Origin of the sequence: Capnocytophaga canimorsus (genome assembly GCF_002302565.1) — a bacterium.
GTDB classification, from domain to species: domain Bacteria; phylum Bacteroidota; class Bacteroidia; order Flavobacteriales; family Flavobacteriaceae; genus Capnocytophaga; species Capnocytophaga canimorsus.
Map to the genome: position 1 here is coordinate 1826322 of NZ_CP022382.1, position 16509 is coordinate 1842830.

Annotated in this window: 13 protein-coding genes; 3 read left to right on the top strand and 10 right to left on the bottom strand. The window is 36.2% G+C overall.

Features of this window, described 5'->3' with window-relative positions; all coding sequences use genetic code 11:
- Nucleotides 1-6: 6 nt before the first annotated feature.
- A complete protein-coding gene (locus CGC47_RS08090) occupies nt 7-2895 on the bottom strand; it encodes a reprolysin-like metallopeptidase (RefSeq protein ID WP_095900219.1) in 2889 nt (962 codons plus the stop codon).
- Nucleotides 2896-3100: 205 nt separating this feature from the next.
- Here CGC47_RS08090 and CGC47_RS08095 point away from each other — a divergent pair, with 205 nt between their 5' ends.
- The 3 genes from CGC47_RS08095 (at nt 3101) to CGC47_RS08105 (ending at nt 7569) form a co-directional block, all read left to right on the top strand.
- Complete coding sequence (locus CGC47_RS08095; RefSeq protein ID WP_013996346.1) at nt 3101-4081, top strand: UDP-glucuronic acid decarboxylase family protein; 981 nt, start codon at nt 3101-3103, stop codon at nt 4079-4081.
- A 114-nt stretch (nt 4082-4195) separates the two neighbouring features.
- On the top strand, nt 4196-6445 hold the full coding sequence (locus CGC47_RS08100) for an inorganic phosphate transporter (protein ID WP_044730031.1): 2250 nt from the start codon (nt 4196-4198) through the stop codon (nt 6443-6445).
- Nucleotides 6446-6567: 122 nt separating this feature from the next.
- Nucleotides 6568-7569, top strand: a complete 1002-nt coding sequence (locus CGC47_RS08105; protein WP_042000069.1) for an NAD(P)H-dependent glycerol-3-phosphate dehydrogenase — start codon at nt 6568-6570, stop codon at nt 7567-7569.
- 15 nt (nt 7570-7584) lie between these two features.
- On the opposite strand, the gene CGC47_RS08110 is transcribed toward CGC47_RS08105, so the two are convergent.
- From CGC47_RS08110 to CGC47_RS08150, 9 genes are all read right to left on the bottom strand, one after another.
- Nucleotides 7585-8778, bottom strand: coding sequence for an ABC transporter permease (locus tag CGC47_RS08110; RefSeq protein ID WP_041987991.1), 1194 nt, complete (start codon nt 8776-8778; stop codon nt 7585-7587).
- On the bottom strand, nt 8765-9931 hold the full coding sequence (locus CGC47_RS08115) for an ABC transporter permease (RefSeq protein ID WP_095900220.1): 1167 nt from the start codon (nt 9929-9931) through the stop codon (nt 8765-8767). Before CGC47_RS08115 ends, CGC47_RS08110 begins: the two co-directional genes overlap by 14 nt.
- A gap of 267 nt (nt 9932-10198) precedes the next feature.
- Nucleotides 10199-11173, bottom strand: a complete 975-nt coding sequence (locus CGC47_RS08120) for an HlyD family secretion protein (protein ID WP_042000072.1) — start codon at nt 11171-11173, stop codon at nt 10199-10201.
- A gap of 54 nt (nt 11174-11227) precedes the next feature.
- The gene (locus tag CGC47_RS08125; protein WP_042000075.1) at nt 11228-12613 is read right to left on the bottom strand and encodes a TolC family protein; all 1386 of its coding nucleotides are present in this window, start codon (nt 12611-12613) and stop codon (nt 11228-11230) included.
- Between the two features lie 102 nt (nt 12614-12715).
- Nucleotides 12716-13282, bottom strand: a complete 567-nt coding sequence (locus tag CGC47_RS08130; protein WP_013996353.1) for a Crp/Fnr family transcriptional regulator — start codon at nt 13280-13282, stop codon at nt 12716-12718.
- Nucleotides 13283-13375: 93 nt separating this feature from the next.
- On the bottom strand, nt 13376-13762 hold the full coding sequence (locus CGC47_RS08135; protein WP_013996354.1) for a TraR/DksA family transcriptional regulator: 387 nt from the start codon (nt 13760-13762) through the stop codon (nt 13376-13378).
- A 42-nt stretch (nt 13763-13804) separates the two neighbouring features.
- Nucleotides 13805-14989 carry a toxin-antitoxin system YwqK family antitoxin gene (locus CGC47_RS08140; protein ID WP_095900221.1) on the bottom strand — a complete coding sequence of 395 codons (1185 nt, stop codon included), beginning with the start codon at nt 14987-14989 and terminating at the stop codon, nt 13805-13807.
- A gap of 43 nt (nt 14990-15032) precedes the next feature.
- A complete protein-coding gene (locus CGC47_RS08145; RefSeq protein WP_013996356.1) occupies nt 15033-15341 on the bottom strand; it encodes a hypothetical protein in 309 nt (102 codons plus the stop codon).
- A gap of 500 nt (nt 15342-15841) precedes the next feature.
- Entirely contained in the window at nt 15842-16210 is a 369-nt protein-coding gene (locus CGC47_RS08150) for a hypothetical protein (protein WP_042000084.1), read from the bottom strand.
- Nucleotides 16211-16509: the final 299 nt, after the last annotated feature.

Genomic DNA, 16509 nt, shown 5'->3' on the forward strand with positions numbered 1-16509 from the left:
TAACAATTATCTTACAAACAAATAGCCTTGTTTTGTGTTTGATTTTCCTGTAATATCTTTATATTCGAGTACATAGAAATATGTCCCTGTAGGAAGACGTTTGCCTTTTCGGAAAACTCCTTTCACATTAGCATATCCTCGGAAAACTTCTCCATTTTTTTGGTAGTTTTTCGATTCATATACTTTCTGACCTAATTCGTTAAAAATCTCAATTTGAAGATTTTTGTAATTTTCGATAGGCTCAATTTTCAAGTAATTCTCCGAACCTGACTCAGTAGAAACCCCATTGTAAACAATCATTTCTTGGGTCGGCTCTGTCCCTGTAGGTGGTTGCAGTCCACCTGTAGGAGGTGTAGGTTTTGAAGATTTTTTAATGGTAACTTTCTGTTCGTGAAAAACTTTATTTCCACATTCATCGGAAGCCTCCCATTTATAAATGATTACTTTATTTTCTCCTTCCTGTCTTTCTTCTTTTGATTTGATAACTTCAATATTAACAGAACAATTATCCGTAGCAGTTAACGTTTCTTGTGTTGGAATATTGTTTTCTTCCACAGAAACATCTGCAGGTAAAGATTCATTAAATGTAGGAGCTTTATCATCTCTTACAGAAATAGTTTGCGTAAAAATAAGACTTTGGCTACAACCTGTTGCGGTGTAAACTCTCTCTATTGTGTAATTGCAGTTGTCTCCTTTTCGGGTATCTTGGTGTGTTATAATTACCGAGTTACAACCGCTGGTTTCAAACTGCGAATTATCCGCATCTGGAATAGCATCACAAGAAACCGAAAGAAAAGCCGTAGGAGTTTTTGTAAACACCAAATCAGCTGGTGGTGGAGGTGGCGTGGTAGCCCTTTCAATTTCAATATGTTGAACAAAACTTGACGTATTACCACAATTATCCGTAGCTATCCAAGTTCTGGTAATAAAATTTTCATTTTTTACTTCCTCTTTTTTAAGTGTCAATGGTGAACTACCATTAGCTGTACAAGTTGATACAGCTTCTATTGGTTCATTGGGAATATTATTTTCATCAGATACTTTAAGATATTTTGTAGGCGTTTTAGTAAAGGTTATCTCGGAGGCTTCTATCTCAAAACCGCCTTTTCCGTTAGTAACATTATTATCTGTCAAAGCAAAAGCAATATGGTCAAGTACTTCAATTTTAATAAGTCCTAAACCAGAATAGAATATTGGAATTCCTCCTGATTCATAATATACTTTTCTTGCTATAGGGATATTAGGCATTACAATTTCGCAACTTCCGTCATTTTCTGTTTCAGGAACTAAGATATGATTGAATGTTTGTCCAAAATCATCAGAGAGTAAAATACGCACTTTGGTATTTTGAAAAAGATTTGGGTCTACGTCCCAAGTAAGAGTTACTTTTTCACCCATTTTGTACTTTTTATTCTGAAAATTCATTATTTTAAAAGGCTTCCCTTCTACAAATTTGACTTTTGTTTCGTACATATCATAACGTGTAGGGTGGCTACTTCTTTCATCAGGAGTATTTTTAGTGTCATTCACTCCTAACCAAAAAGTATATATTTTTCCAGAATTAAAGTTATATTGTTTTTTAACAAAATTTCCTATTTGCCAATGATTATAAAATGCTTTTGTATTGTTATGGGTAGATTTTTCAGATTCAAATTCAGCATTCGATAGATTTATATCTGCTTGATGAAACGCATACAAAAGGGGGTCATTATCAGGGTCTGTTGCATCAACTGTAAACTGGAAAAAAGTTTCTTTTGGAAGTGTATATTCTTCTTTAAGTTTTGAAGTGTTAATGATAGGAGCTTGATTAGTCGTTTGTATTTCAGCAACTTTATGTTGAATTTCCAATATTTTTTTACGAATGTAATAGATGCTTGGCAACGAAAAAAAGTCAACAGGATACCCGTAGCTCATAATAGACTGACCTTTACCAGGTTCAGTTAGATACGACGAACTCCCACCCGTTGAAAAAGTATGTACTGAACCAAACAAATGTCCGAGTTCGTGAGTAATGATATGCATATCGTTATTAGCCATTGCCCGAGCTTTTGATTTGGATGACCTGATGGAACCTGCGGAGGCTAACCCACCTATACTAGTATCACTATTTCTTGCAATTACAATTCCAGCATCATAACTGTAATTACCAATAAGTTCATCTATTTTAGCAGAAGCCCCATCTATAATAGTAGCTGAACGTTTTCCATCAAAAACAGCCTTTTTGTCATCACTAATAATCAATTCATCTCTATCAACTATTTGAAATTTAATACCAATTTCTCTTGTATAGTGTTCATTGAGTTTAGTTTCTAACCTGCTCCAAAAACTTTTTACAGCATCCTTGTTTCTATAATATCTATCATAATAGTATTTGTCCACCAATACGGCTAAACGAAATACACGTAGCACATTGTCTGTAGGGATTTTACGAATAATTTTTTCTGGTCTGGCAGTTGAGGGATTTCGGTGGGATTTATCATCATTATGCGTACCACAATGTCCGTTACGGCAACCTCCGCATTCCCCTTCAGAATGTTCTTTGAAAATAGAGATATATCCATCATTGGTGGTTGCTATTTTCCATTGATGTTCTTTCCAAGTGAAATCTCCTGATACATTATCTCCACCTTTTGAAATGGACAAAGTTGCCACAAACAAGTCTCCTTCATATCCTACAAAAGTGCGGATACCTTCCTTCTCGGTGAATGAAGTTTTGCGTTCGTGCCATTGCAAATTGACTTTTTCGGAAGATGAAACAGGAATAGCCCACTGCGACGAATTGGCAGAAAAAAGACTTACTATATCATTGACTTTTAGTTGTGTGTTGATGTTTTCTTGAGAAAAAAGTAGCTGAAAACATAAAAAAAAGAGCGTAGTAATAGATTTGTATTTCATTGTTTAACTAACTTTTACTGATTTATTACAAAAAACATAAAATAGATACTATCAAGGCGCAAAAGTACGAAATTTTGGGCATTTTTTTCTTACTTTTTTGAGATAAATTTAAAAACAACCACTAGCTTTATTATAAAAAACATATCCAGTTCGTTTTAAAATAATTTGTTTTCCGTACCTTTGGCTCTTACGAAAAAATAAAGGAATGAAAAAGATATTGATTACGGGAGGCGCTGGTTTTTTAGGCTCGCATCTGTGTGAGCGCTGTCTGGCTGAAGGATACTATGTTATCGCTATGGATAATTTAATCACTGGGGATATCAAAAATATAGAACATCTTTTACCTAATGCCAACTTTGAATTCCAGCATTATGATGTAACCAAATTCGTACACGTACCTGGTAATTTGGATTATATCCTTCATTTTGCCTCTCCTGCCAGTCCTATTGATTATTTGAAAATTCCCATTCACACCTTAAAAGTAGGGTCTATTGGCACTTATAACCTGTTAGAATTGGCAAAAAATAAAAAAGCGCGCATTCTAATTGCTTCTACCTCTGAGGTATATGGTGACCCCTTGGTACATCCGCAATCGGAGGAATACTACGGAAATGTAAGCACTATAGGACCTCGTGGAGTGTACGACGAAGCCAAACGCTTTATGGAATCCATCACTATGGCATATCACCGCTCTTACGGATTGGAAACACGTATCGCGCGGATTTTCAATACTTACGGAGAGCGTATGCGACTCAATGACGGACGAGTAATACCCGCTTTTATCGGGCAAGTACTTCGAGGTGAAGACCTTACCATTTTTGGCAATGGCGAGCAAACCCGATCTTTTTGTTACGTAAGTGACCAAATTGAAGGTATTTTCCGATTGCTGATGAGCAACTACGTGTACCCCATAAACATTGGTAATCCAGAAGAAATTTCCATCAATCAATTCGCTCAGGAAATTTTAGAAATCACTGGGGTCCAACGCAAAATCACTTATTTTCCACTACCCGAAAATGACCCACTTCAACGACAACCCGATATTACCAAAGCTCGTGAAATTCTCGGTTGGGAACCTCGTATAAGTCGCCGAGAGGGTATGCTACGCACCTACAATTATTTCAAATCTTTACCCAAAGAGGAACTACTCAAAAAAGAACATCGTAATTTTGAGGAATATTTATAACCCAAAATCACGCAACTTTGAATAAAATGCATACATTTTAAACTTTAATAACAATTTCGTAACATTCTGTACGAAAAATTGGACGATTTTTGCTTTAATAAAAATTATTTTTTGATGGAACAAGTTTATATTTTTATGCTTTTCGTGCTTTTCTCATTGGCAATTCTGGATTTGGTTGTCGGGGTAAGTAACGATGCGGTGAATTTTTTGAATTCGGCAGTGGGCTCTCGGGCAGTGAGTTTACGCACTATAATGATAGTTGCCAGTTTAGGAGTTGCCATTGGTGCCGTTTTTTCAAGCGGTATGATGGAAGTAGCACGAAGCGGAATATTCAACCCCAAAGAATTTTATTTTGATGAAATAATGGTTATTTTTATGACCGTTATGCTTGCCGATGTGCTTTTGTTGGATTTGTTTAACTCTCTGGGGTTACCTACCTCTACCACCGTTTCTATCGTTTTTGAATTGCTCGGGGCGGCCTTTTGTGTGGGAATAATAAAAGTTTATACCGACCAAGAAAGTTTAAGTGCTGTATTCCAATACATAAACACTACCAAAGCGCGTGAAATTATTTTCAGTATTTTTATTTCAGTACTCATAGCTTTCACAGTCGGTACGATTGTACAATATTTAGCACGACTGATTTTTTCCTTCCGATACGAAAAAAACATCAAATTTACAGGAGGAATTTTCGGCGGACTATCACTGACAGCCCTTACTTATTTTATTGTCTTTAAAGGATTAAAAAGTGTTTCCTTTATTTCTAAGGAAATGATTGATAACCTGCAAGATAACATCAACTTGCTACTAGCGGTATGCCTTGTGTTTTTTACCATACTCTCACAGGTACTCATTCACCTGCGTATCAATATTTTTAAGATTGTAATTATTGTAGGAACTTTCGGTTTGGCGATGGCTTTTGCAGGTAATGATTTGGTCAACTTCATCGGTGTGCCTATTGCAGCTTGGCAATCGTTCGAGATGTGGCAAGCCTCAGGATTAGAACCCCACGAGTTCAATATGTCAGCTCTGGCTGGAAAGGCACAAACCCCCACTATTCTGTTAATCATTGCTGGAACCATTATGGTTTTAACGCTTTGGTTTTCCAAAAAAGCGCGTAATGTGATTGAAACGGGGGTAAATCTTTCACGCCAAAGTGAGGGACAAGAACGTTTCTCTTCTAACATTCTCTCCCGATTTGTGGTGCGTATATCCGTTTTCGTAGCAACAGTTACCAATGCGGTAATTCCAAAAAGTGTATCCGAAAAAATTGACGCTCGTTTTGTAAAACCCGAAGAACAAAAAGATAAAAATGGTACCGCTCCAGCTTTTGATTTGGTACGTGCTTCGGTCAACTTAGTGATTGCCAGTAGCTTAATTGCTTTAGGTACTTCATTAAAACTTCCTTTATCAACCACTTACGTAACTTTTATGGTGGCAATGGGTACTTCGTTAGCGGACAGAGCTTGGGGGCGTGAGAGTGCCGTGTATCGTGTAGCTGGAGTTTTTAACGTTGTCGGTGGATGGTTTTTAACAGCTGGTGCTGCATTTACCTCTGCCTTTTTGGTTGCAGGAATTTTGTATTTTGGTGATGTCATTGGGCTTATTGGTATGGTACTTTTAGTTGGATTTTTACTACTGAAAAGTGCTGCCGCTTTTAAAAATAAGGAAAAGGAGAAGAGCCAAAAAAGACGTTTTGAACGTAGCGATTTAGTGACTATCAATGGTATTATAAAAGAAAGTTCAGAATACATTTCCGAAACGGTTTCTCGTGTAAGTGATCTTTACATAAAGGTAATCAATAATTTAGGAACTCAAAATCTAGGAAAACTCACCAAGAATAAGAAAAATGCCAAAAAACTAGAAAAAGAAATTGATGATTTGAAAGGAAATATTTATTACTTCATCAAATCATTAGATGATACTTCGGTGGTTTCCAGTAAGTTTTATATCCTAACGTTGGATTATTTACACGACATCATTCAAAACATCTGCTTTATATCAGCAAGTAGTTTTGAACACGTAAATAATAACCATAAAAACTTAAAATTCAATCAGTTAAGAGATTTAAAAGGACTCTCTGACAAACTAAAAGAGCTCTTTGATGGCACCAAAAACGCCTTTGATAAAGGAAACTTTTCAAGTTTGAACAAGCTCTTGGAAGAGGCAAAAGCTCTTAAAAAAGAGGTTAACGATATGATTCAAAAACAAATTGACCGTATCCGTACCACGGAAACCAGTCCTAAGAATACAAAACTATATTTTAGTATTCTTTTGGAAACCAAAGATTTGATTCAATCAAGTATGAATTTAATAATGCTCTTTGACGAATTTCAACACGAGTTTCAAAAACGGGTACGATAGAAATTCGCTTTATCATTAACCCTTGATTCTAAAACGATTTGGAAAGAATTTGAATAATATCTTCCAAATCGTTTTTGTTTATTGTGGTTGTTTCTTATCTTCGTGGGTCAAATTAGGTAATAATGGAAAAAAAGATAAAATTTTCAGTCATCGGAGGCGGAAGTTGGGCAACGGCTCTGGCAAAGGTGCTATCGGAAAACCATACCGAAATTTGTTGGTATATGCGTAATGAAGCAGCTGTACAGCATCTTAAAGAGTACAAGCATAATCCCAATTACCTCAGCGGAGTTGAGTTTGATGTAAAAAAAATACGTCTAACCACCGATATTAACGAAGCAGTTGCCTATGGTGATTATTTGGTATTTGTTATTCCTTCTGCTTTTTTATTTTCTGAACTAGAAAAACTCAACCTTCCTTTACACAATAAGGTCATATTTTCGGCAATTAAAGGTATTGTTCCACAGACAGAACTTATCGTAGGAGAACATTTTCACAAAAAACACCAAGTGCCTTTTGAAAATATTGGCGTAATTGCAGGTCCCTGCCACGCCGAAGAAGTTGCCTTAGAACGGCTTTCGTACTTGACCATTGCTTGTGCTGACCCCGAAAAAGCAAAAATTTTTGCCCAAGCACTTACTACAAATTTTATAAAAACTAAAATCTCTGATGATGTTATCGGTACAGAATACGGAGCAATGCTCAAAAATATCTATGCCATAGCCGCAGGAATCGCACACGGATTGGGTTATGGCGATAACTACCAAAGTGTACTAATGAGTAATGCCATTCGTGAAATGCGCCGTTACATTAAACGTATTCATAAAATCAAACGTAACATCAATAATTCGGCCTATTTGGGCGATTTGTTAGTTACGGGGTATTCCACATTCAGCAGAAACCGAATGTTTGGTAATATGATTGGTAAGGGTTATACGGTAAAAAGCGCCTTTATGGAAATGAATATGGTTGCCGAGGGGTACTATGCGGTTAAAAGTGCATACAAAATCAACCAAAATCACGCACGAAAAAGTAGAACCCCTATTTTAGATGCCGTTTATGAGATTTTATATCTGAATAAAAACGCACGGAAAGTATTTACACGACTCAATGAAGAGTTGGATTAAACACAAAACGTTTCTTTATTTTTCGCGCAGATACATTCGTTTCATTGAGAGTACCGCTAGTAACAAATAGAATAAACAAACCAGCCACATTCCTACCCAATAAAATTGAATGGTTTGAGCTGATGCTCCCATTTGAGTAAGCGACACAAAGCCTTTTGCCCCTATTGTTGAGGGTACTAAATAGCTTATTACCTGTATCCAATTGGGTATAGAAGTGGTAGGCCAAGATATTCCAGTGATGAGTAAAGCCGGAATGGAAGTGTACATAATCAGCATAATAGCATCTTCGCGGTGCTTGAAAAAATTAAGCAAAAATATACCCAAATACACTAGCGAAAGTAAAAATGGAATCATAAATACCACTACCGTAAGTAAATTATTACGCATCGGAATATTAAATACTGGCATTACCACGCCAAGCATCACTAATAAAATGGCTAAACCCAAAACCAAATATGTGGTTGCTTTTCCCATCACTATAGGTAAAGTTCCTAAAAAATTATCAGAATGTGGATATAGCTTACGCAGTTTTTTCCCTTCACGCATTGTTCCACCCAAAATTCCTATTGAGGTTAAAATACAAGTCTGAAAAATAATAACTAAAACCACAGGAATTAAAAAAGTAGCATAACCCGAAGAAGGATTATACAAACTTACTGTTTTTGCAGAAACAGCAACACTATCATTACGCGCTTGTGTGGGCAACTTACCTTGTGCCGATTCTTTTTTAATCTGTATGCCTGCATTCAAATAAGCTGCTGAGGTTTTTACCGCAGTAAGTATTTGTTTGTAATACAGTAAATAAGAAGCATCTGCATAAACAGATATAAAAGGTTGCTCCCCTCTTTGCAATAATTGAGAGAAATTATCAGGAATGACCACAACTCCTCGAATTTCTTGTCTGTCAAAAGATTGACGAGCCTCTATTAAATCAGGATAAGATTGAAATATAGTTACTTGGCTACTACCGTCCATCATTCGCAGTAACTGCCTACTATTTCCCGAATTGTCATTATCTACCACTCCGATAGGCAATTTTTCCAAAGTTTCGTGCGAATACACAAAGGTGTATAAAAAAGGAACAATAAGTGAAACTCCTAAAAATGAAAACAGTACCGCTTTATCTCTAAAAATATATTTCCATTCCCAAAGCAACGATTTCATATATGCTTGCGAATCAATATAAATTCTACTTTTAATTCTTCTCATAACCTCCCTTTTCAATGCGTTTTACAAATCGTGGATATGCCATTACAAGCAATAATAAATATCCTGTCAGTACTAATAAAGGTTTCCAAGTGAATATAAAAGGAATTCCTTTAACTGCTCGGTTAACAAAATATTCGGTAAAGTGTGTGAACGGAAAAATATCCGCTAAAAGTTGCATACTGGTGGGCAATCCTTCAATAGGGAAAGTATAAGCAGCAAATGAAAAAGCAATAGCTGTAAATCCGCTACCAATAGTTAAGGCTCCACGAAAATCAGGAATGAAACTGATGAGTAAAAAACCGATTACTTGATAAACCAGTACTAGTAAAAAACTGATTATCATAACACTCAACATACTTACCTGTAACGGAGTGCCTATCCATTTAAAAAGTAAAAAATTCATACACCAAGCCACGAAAAACAATACCAAAGTGTAAGGAAGTACTTTTCCCAGTAACGCTACCTTATGGTTTCCTCCAGCACGGTGTAACCATCTTTTTCCTTGATTGTATTTGAAATCTACTCCTAAAACGTACATTGTAATCATAATAACAATCATTTGCAACATCATCGGAAAAAGAGCCGTAAGCAGATAGAAAGCATTGTTTGAAAACGGATTAAACAAAGCGTGTTCGTCCACGCGCACAGGTTGCGCCTCTGAAAGTGCTTTTTGCACCTGTACACCTTTCTGTGTTTTTTGTTTTACCGAAATTCCTGCCGAAAACATTCCTATAACTACTTGAAAATCTTTCTGTATAAGTCCAGCTGTCAATATAAACTGATTATTAGTATAACAAATGACTTCTTGCCCCTTTCCTTGCAAAATTTTGCTCTGAAATTCTTTCGGAATACGCACAAAACCATATACTTTCTGTTGTTGTATTAGTTTTTGGGCTTGATGCTCATCAGTCACATTAACAGACATTTTCATAGAAGGAGTAGCATCCAAAGCACGAATAAGTTGTGCCGAAAGCTGACTTTGATCTTCATCAAGCAAAGCCATAGGCAAATCACGTGGCACCCCCTGATGAAACAAAGCACTCAAAAAACCAAAAAGCATCAACGGAAACACCAAAACATAAAATAAGCGTTTAGGCGACAGCAATAAGCCTTTGAGTTCGTATTTGAAAACAGATAGAAAATTCGATTTCATTTTTTGATTGTGTTATAAAAAGTATGATGATTATCGTCCGTGTCAGGCTCAGCGAAGTCGAAGCCTTAATTTATGAGGCTTCGACTTCGCTGAGCCTGACAAAAATCACTTATCTTTCTGTATCATACTTTTTGAATCACTTCTGGTTTTTTATAAAACTAATACCTTAATCATTTTTAAGCAAAATCATTTTGCCAAACTCTTCATTAGATGACCTAAATTCAAAAAACCACTTGAAAAATAGTTCTTCAACGTTTTAAAAAAGGATTATTCCACTATTAAAACACTCATTCCAGGACGTAAATCAGCTATTTTTGCTGTAGGATATGCTTTAATAGCAAACGTTTTTCGGTCAAAATCGCCCTTTGCTTTGGTGGCAGTCCACGTGGCAAAATCAGCCTGTACAGCAATATGTTTTACCTCCATTTCGATTTGCTGATTGCCTAAAGCAGGAACAATTCCTTTGAATTTGTTGCCTATTTTGTACTGCTTCATCTTGTCTTCACGGATATTGAAAACCACCCATTGGTCATTAGTATCAATGAGGTTCATTACCGGATATCCAGCATTAACAATCTCTCCTTCATTAGGAATAATGCTTTGTATTTCAGCATCAGCAGGAGCAAAAACCTTAGCACCTTCTTTATAGGCTTCCACTTCGGTAATTACCCCTTGAGCTTGAGCCACCAATGCCGAAGCAGCTTCTTTATCTTCACTACGAGCTCCATTTTTAGCCATTTCATATTGCGATAGTGCGGCTTGTTCTTGTTTTTGCAAAGCAATCATTTGAGTATAAGCCTCATCTTTTTTCTGCGCTGGAAGCACTTTGTCTTGGTACAAATTACTAACTCTTTGATAGGTTTTTTCTGCCAATTCGGCCGCAACTTTAGCTTGTTGCCAAAGGTTATACGCTCCTTGAATTTGTTCGGAACGCGCTCCTCTTTGTGCTTTATTGGATTGTGCTAAAGCCGCTGATTTTGCAGCTTGTGCCTGAGCCAATTTGGCATCTAATTCAGTGCTTTCCAACTCCAATAGCAATTCTCCTGCCTTTACATATTCCCCTTCCTTTTTGTAAATAGTTTTTACCCTACCAGGAACTTTTGGTGCAACGTTAATTTGCCGAGCTTCCACTTGTCCTTGTAAATAATCAGGCTCGGAACTTGCAAAAAACCAAATAGATAAACCAATTACAGTTCCAAAAACCAAGAAGGCAATAACAATACTTAATATATTTTGTCTCATTTTTTATAGATTTTTTGTTGCATTATCGTTTTTATTGTAACATTGAGTGTGCTTTTAAGGAATATATTGCACAAACTTATGGCTCAGTCCACAAATTTCTAATAATTGTGCCAAAGTTTTATCCATTTCAAACAGAGCCTGATAGCGTTTTATTTGAATCGCCGCCCGATATAAATTAGCATCAGCTACATCGGTAGAAGTGCCAAATCCTTCGGTAAAGGCTTTGTTTCTAACCCGTATTAACTCTTGAGCAAACTCAAGGCTTTTCTCCAAACTTTGTAATTGTTCGCGTTGTTTTTCAATTTCGGTGTAGTACTTTTTGACCAAAGTTTGAATATCTTTCTCGGCTTGAGCGGTAAGTAAATCGACACTTTCGCTCAAAGCTTTCGCCTGTTGGGTATGATGCTTATTTTGTAATCCTTTAAAAATATCCCATTGCAGACCAACCCCTACTACCCAATTATCGGGTTCAGTTATGGGTAAATTTTCTTTCCACAAATATTTTTTCCCCATTAAAGCCACATCGGGTAGATAGTTGGACTTTTGTACTTTCAAGTTTTGTTGTGCCAACGCCTTTTTGAGCTTTGCTTGTACAATTTCAGGAAAATTCTCCTTAGCTGCCTTCTGATAATACACCAAAGATTCAAGCGGAGTTACCTCAAAGAGCGGTGTGGAAAGCTCGGTAAAATCATCTTCTGTATTTCCCATAACGCCATACAAAGCCGTCTTTGCTAATTGTATGTCTTTTTCCGCTGCCATCACTTCGCGTTGAGCATCGGCAACGGCAGTTTGTGCTTGCATTGCTTCAACAGGGGCTAACATACCATTTGCTTCAAGTTTTTGAGCGTTGTACAAATGATTTTCAGCGGTTTGCAACGCTTGTTTTCGTACCTGAAAGGCAGCATTAGCTAATTGCGTTTGGAAATAACGTTCCGCCAATTCCGAAATAAGTTTACTTTCAGTTTTTTGAGATTCTATTCGAGCAATTTCGGATTGAATTTTACCCGCAGCAACTGCAGCGCGTATTTTTCCTCCAGTAAAAATAGGCCATTTAACATCCAACGAAAATTTACCAATATTCTGATTTTGAAACTGATATTTCCAATCTTGTTGAAAATAAGGCATCAGAAATTCTTTGAAACCAGGCAGTTTTAAAAGTGGACTTTGCTGGAAATGTGTCCCAAAACGGTTGCGGTATTCATTAAAGTCCAAATACAAATGGTCACTCATATGAACGTAACTTGCATTGAGACTAATCTGCGGAAAATACAGCCCTTGAAAAGCTTTTGCACCAAAATCAGCGGCTTGGCTTTGTTTTTCCATTCCCTTACGCTTTTGATTGCCGTTGTACATATTGTCCAAAGCTTCTGAAAAAGAAAGACTTTGAGCTTGAACACCAACAGCAATAAGGGATAAACTTATGAAAAAGAATCGTTTCATATCCTTAATATCAAATCAGAATTAAAATTAACTGCAAAGTAAGTCATTTTTAGCACAACTTCGATGCACAAAACTGTGCAAATGTATTTCTTTAAAAAACCTTTATACTTTCTTTAAGAGTTCGGTAAATGTATTACGATGAATCCCTAAATAAGAAGCTAAATACGAATACGGAACTTTCAGAAAAAGCTCCGGACAGGTTTGTTTAAGCAACCGCAATCTTTCGTGAGTACTTCCCGATTGAAAAACACGAATAATTCTTAAAGTGCGAACCAACATTTGAGAAATTTCTTGCTGATAAAGTCTGGCAAACTCTGGAACTTCAAGGCATATTTCATCAAAAACGGCACGTTCCAATAAAAAAACTTCAGCATCTTCCAACACTTCTATATTTAAGGAAGAAGGGGTGTTTTCCAGAAAGCTTTCGTAATCAAGCATCAAATGGTATCTTGGTTGGTAATAAAACCGATAAATGCGTTTGACTGCTTCTCGATCAGTATAATAGCTGTAGAGCAAACCATTCAAAACAAATCCTATATTATGGCTAACTTGGTTTTCACGTAAGAAAAATTCGCCTTTTTTTAGCAAGATTACTTTTCCACATTGCAGGATTTTTTCAATAGTATCTTGAGAAAAACCGTTTTCTTTCAAAAATTCACTGGCTTTCATTTTCAAATGATAATAAAGCAAAAAATCAATATACGATTCTCTGAGGAAAATCGTTTACTGATTTTTTAAATACGTATTTTTTAAATGCAAATGCTACCGCTGCATATTTTTGGCTTCGATACTTAGCGTAGCGTGTGGCACCAACATCAGTCTCCTTTTATCAATGAGCTTACCAGTAACTCGGCATACGCCATAGGTTTTGTTTTCGATACGAATTAAAGCATTTTTCAAGTCACGAATGAATTTTTCCTGACGGATTGCCAATGCTGTATTCGATTCCTTGCTCATTGTTTTCGAGCCCTCTTCAAAAGCTTTAAAGGTAGGAGAGGTATCGTCTGTGCCATTAGTTCCCGTATTCATATATGAGCTTTTCAAAAGCTCTAAATCTGCCTGAGCTTTTTGAATTTTTTCTTCAATAAGCACTCTAAATTCCTCAAGTTCTTTGTCGGAATATCGAACTCTGATATTTTCTGCCTCCATAATTTAAAAAATTATTGAATTTGTTGTCTTTTTACTATTCGTTTAATACTCTGTTGATTTTACAAGGTTTCGCTGATCGTAAACCTCCTCTTTTTTGAGCTTTCCTCCTTCGGTGTAATACTTCCACAGACCGTCCATTTGGTCATTCTTGTAAAACCCCTCTGAGGCAACTTTCCCACTACGGTAATACGACTTAAAAACGCCTTCTTTATTACCGCCAACGTAGGTAACTTCTCGTTGTAAAAGATTGTCTTTATCCTGATGGTAATATTTCCAAACGCCATCACGAAGTCCGTACGTGTAATTACCTTCTACCTGCTTTTCTCCATCGGAATTGAACGACAAATACTTTCCGTGAAGCTGGTCCTTAACCAAATGCCACGTTTGGTTAGGGCGACCATTGTCGTGATACGTTTTTTTGGAAATTATTTCGTCATCTTTATAATCGTTTTCCTCCGAAATTACCCCCGTATCACTAAATTCCTTACTTATTCCGTTGTATTTTCCGTTTTTGACACGTACTTCTCTATGTAACTTGCCGTTTCTATAATACTCCCGCTTAACGTAAGTATCTTTATTGCTATATTCTACTTCTTTTTTGAGCGTTCCATTTTCATTTACTTCTGTCCATTTTCCAGTGGGTTCACCTTCTTTATAGAAATTGGTATATTCGTAATCCCCTCGATTTGAACGTACCTTGCCCCACCATTTTCCGTGAGGAGCGCCATTTTTGTAGCTTTCCAAAAGACGCAAATCTCCTTGCGAATCAAATTTTTTGTGTTGTCCGTGAAGTTGCCCATCAGAAAAATTATCTTCCTGAATTAAAGTTCCTCTGGTGTCATATTCTTGCCACTTACCATCGGGTTTTCCTTTCTTGTAGTAGCTCACTTTATGAACCGTGTTCTTTGCAAACTCGAAATATAACGTTTTTTTCCCATCAAGTTCTCCATTAACATAGGTACGCTCTTCGAGCAAATCGCCTTGGGGTGAAAAACGCTTGTATTTTCCGTGCATCCGACCTTTATTGAAACGCACCTCATAGTAACTCCCTGCCCCCAGAGCCACTTTATAATCACCCTCAAGAGGTTCATCGGTTCTGTAGGACTTATAAAGGGTTTCCGTACCGAATTTCTGTGCCTTAATTTCGCTTTCTGAAACAAATGTTTGTGCATAACCAGATGTTATCCCCAAAAAACAAGCGATTACAATCAGTTTTACTATTTTCATAATTCTTTTTTTGACCTCAAAATAACTATCTCCTAACGGATATTCAGCGACTTGCCGAAATACCAAACTCTTTCCAATTCTCACGCGGGATATCCACCTTAACACGAGTTCGAGCAAACGAATGACTTTCGGTAAGTGCTTTCATTTTATCGTCCAACGCCTTAGTTTTGGCTTTTAAGTCGGCTTTTAACTTTTCTTGCTCACTGTTAAGGGTTTCTACCTCCGTGCGAAGAGCTTCCAATTTATCAATGAAATCCTTATCAATCTTGGTAACTTCGCCCAAATGATTACGAAGCCCATCAACCATCAGTTTAACACTGATAATCTGTTTGGAATACGTTAGTGCTGGCATAGTAATGTTGTTTTAAATGTTAATAATCTATTTAAGAGCTGATTTTAAAAGTATAATATATTAAAAAGAACGTATTTTTGTCAGGTTGAGCAAAACAGAAGTCTTGTGACTACTAAGTACTTCCCCATATACTCATTTTTCGTAAGCTTAATAACCTAAGCAAAGAACACTTTTTATACTTTATTTCAATACAAATTTTATTTTTTCAATAAAACTATTTTTTATTGATGAAAAATTTAGTTTTACTGCAGTAAAATTAAATTAGTAATCAGTAAAATTAAATCTTACATCTATTCCTTTCAACAACCTATCAGTAAAAAACAATCTTACTGCTTCAAAAAAGATGTTTACTGCTGTAAAACCTTCTTTTACCTCTCAAAGGTAGAATTTTCTTTTTGAAAAAGCAATATTTTTAAGTTAATTTTAATATTTTATTGCTTATCCTTTTTAAAAAACTGTTGTATTTATTGATGAATTTGAACGCTTACAAGTGTTGGCTACTATCGATGGAAGTAACCTATATGCAAACTTAAAATCAATAGAAAAATAATGAACGTGGATAGTGCCAAATAATATTTTTTCTTTACCGAATGATAAATCCCCAACACGAAAATACCTATAATAGGCAACAGCCCAAGGATATATCGCCACTGCGGAGGAAAAATATCTAAAACTATCGGAAAAAACGCAGAAACGATGAAAAATATAAGTATTCCCACTAAAAAATACACTACAAAAGGTTCTTCTTTTATCGTAGGCTTTCCGTTGCCTTTGTCAATAAGATGAACAAACGTCTCATTTTTGTAAAGTATCCACAGAAAAGGAAGCCAACCTAAGGCAAAATTGGTCAGCGTGTAATTATTTCGCAATACTGGAAGAACTAACTAACCGACCAACAAAGTCATCGCAAATTTCAGATGATTTTTCATAATAACCGTGTTGTTTCTCTTATTTTCCTAAATTGCGTCCTACTACAAGTGGTGTAATTTTGTATGGTATTACTCCCAAATTTGGCTTCCTACAAAAAGCCCCACAAGTACAGATACCACAAAAAGAATAGATCCTACAAAAATGCTTAAATTTCTGTTTTTCATCATATAATCTATTTTTACTGATAAAATAAAACTTCAATTAGGGGAAATTACAAGACATCACTCTTTTAATACTT

Coding starts and splice junctions, on each gene's coding strand:
- CGC47_RS08145 (WP_013996356.1), bottom strand. CDS start 15,341: ATGCCAGCACTAACGTATTCCAAACAGATTATCAGTGTTAAACTGATG.
- CGC47_RS08110 (WP_041987991.1), bottom strand. CDS start 8,778: ATGAGAAGAATTAAAAGTAGAATTTATATTGATTCGCAAGCATATATG.
- CGC47_RS08095 (WP_013996346.1), top strand. CDS start 3,101: ATGAAAAAGATATTGATTACGGGAGGCGCTGGTTTTTTAGGCTCGCAT.
- CGC47_RS08130 (WP_013996353.1), bottom strand. CDS start 13,282: ATGAAAGCCAGTGAATTTTTGAAAGAAAACGGTTTTTCTCAAGATACT.
- CGC47_RS08115 (WP_095900220.1), bottom strand. CDS start 9,931: ATGAAATCGAATTTTCTATCTGTTTTCAAATACGAACTCAAAGGCTTA.
- CGC47_RS08135 (WP_013996354.1), bottom strand. CDS start 13,762: ATGGAGGCAGAAAATATCAGAGTTCGATATTCCGACAAAGAACTTGAG.
- CGC47_RS08140 (WP_095900221.1), bottom strand. CDS start 14,989: ATGAAAATAGTAAAACTGATTGTAATCGCTTGTTTTTTGGGGATAACA.
- CGC47_RS08120 (WP_042000072.1), bottom strand. CDS start 11,173: ATGAGACAAAATATATTAAGTATTGTTATTGCCTTCTTGGTTTTTGGA.
- CGC47_RS08090 (WP_095900219.1), bottom strand. CDS start 2,895: ATGAAATACAAATCTATTACTACGCTCTTTTTTTTATGTTTTCAGCTA.
- CGC47_RS08125 (WP_042000075.1), bottom strand. CDS start 12,613: ATGAAACGATTCTTTTTCATAAGTTTATCCCTTATTGCTGTTGGTGTT.
- CGC47_RS08105 (WP_042000069.1), top strand. CDS start 6,568: ATGGAAAAAAAGATAAAATTTTCAGTCATCGGAGGCGGAAGTTGGGCA.
- CGC47_RS08100 (WP_044730031.1), top strand. CDS start 4,196: ATGGAACAAGTTTATATTTTTATGCTTTTCGTGCTTTTCTCATTGGCA.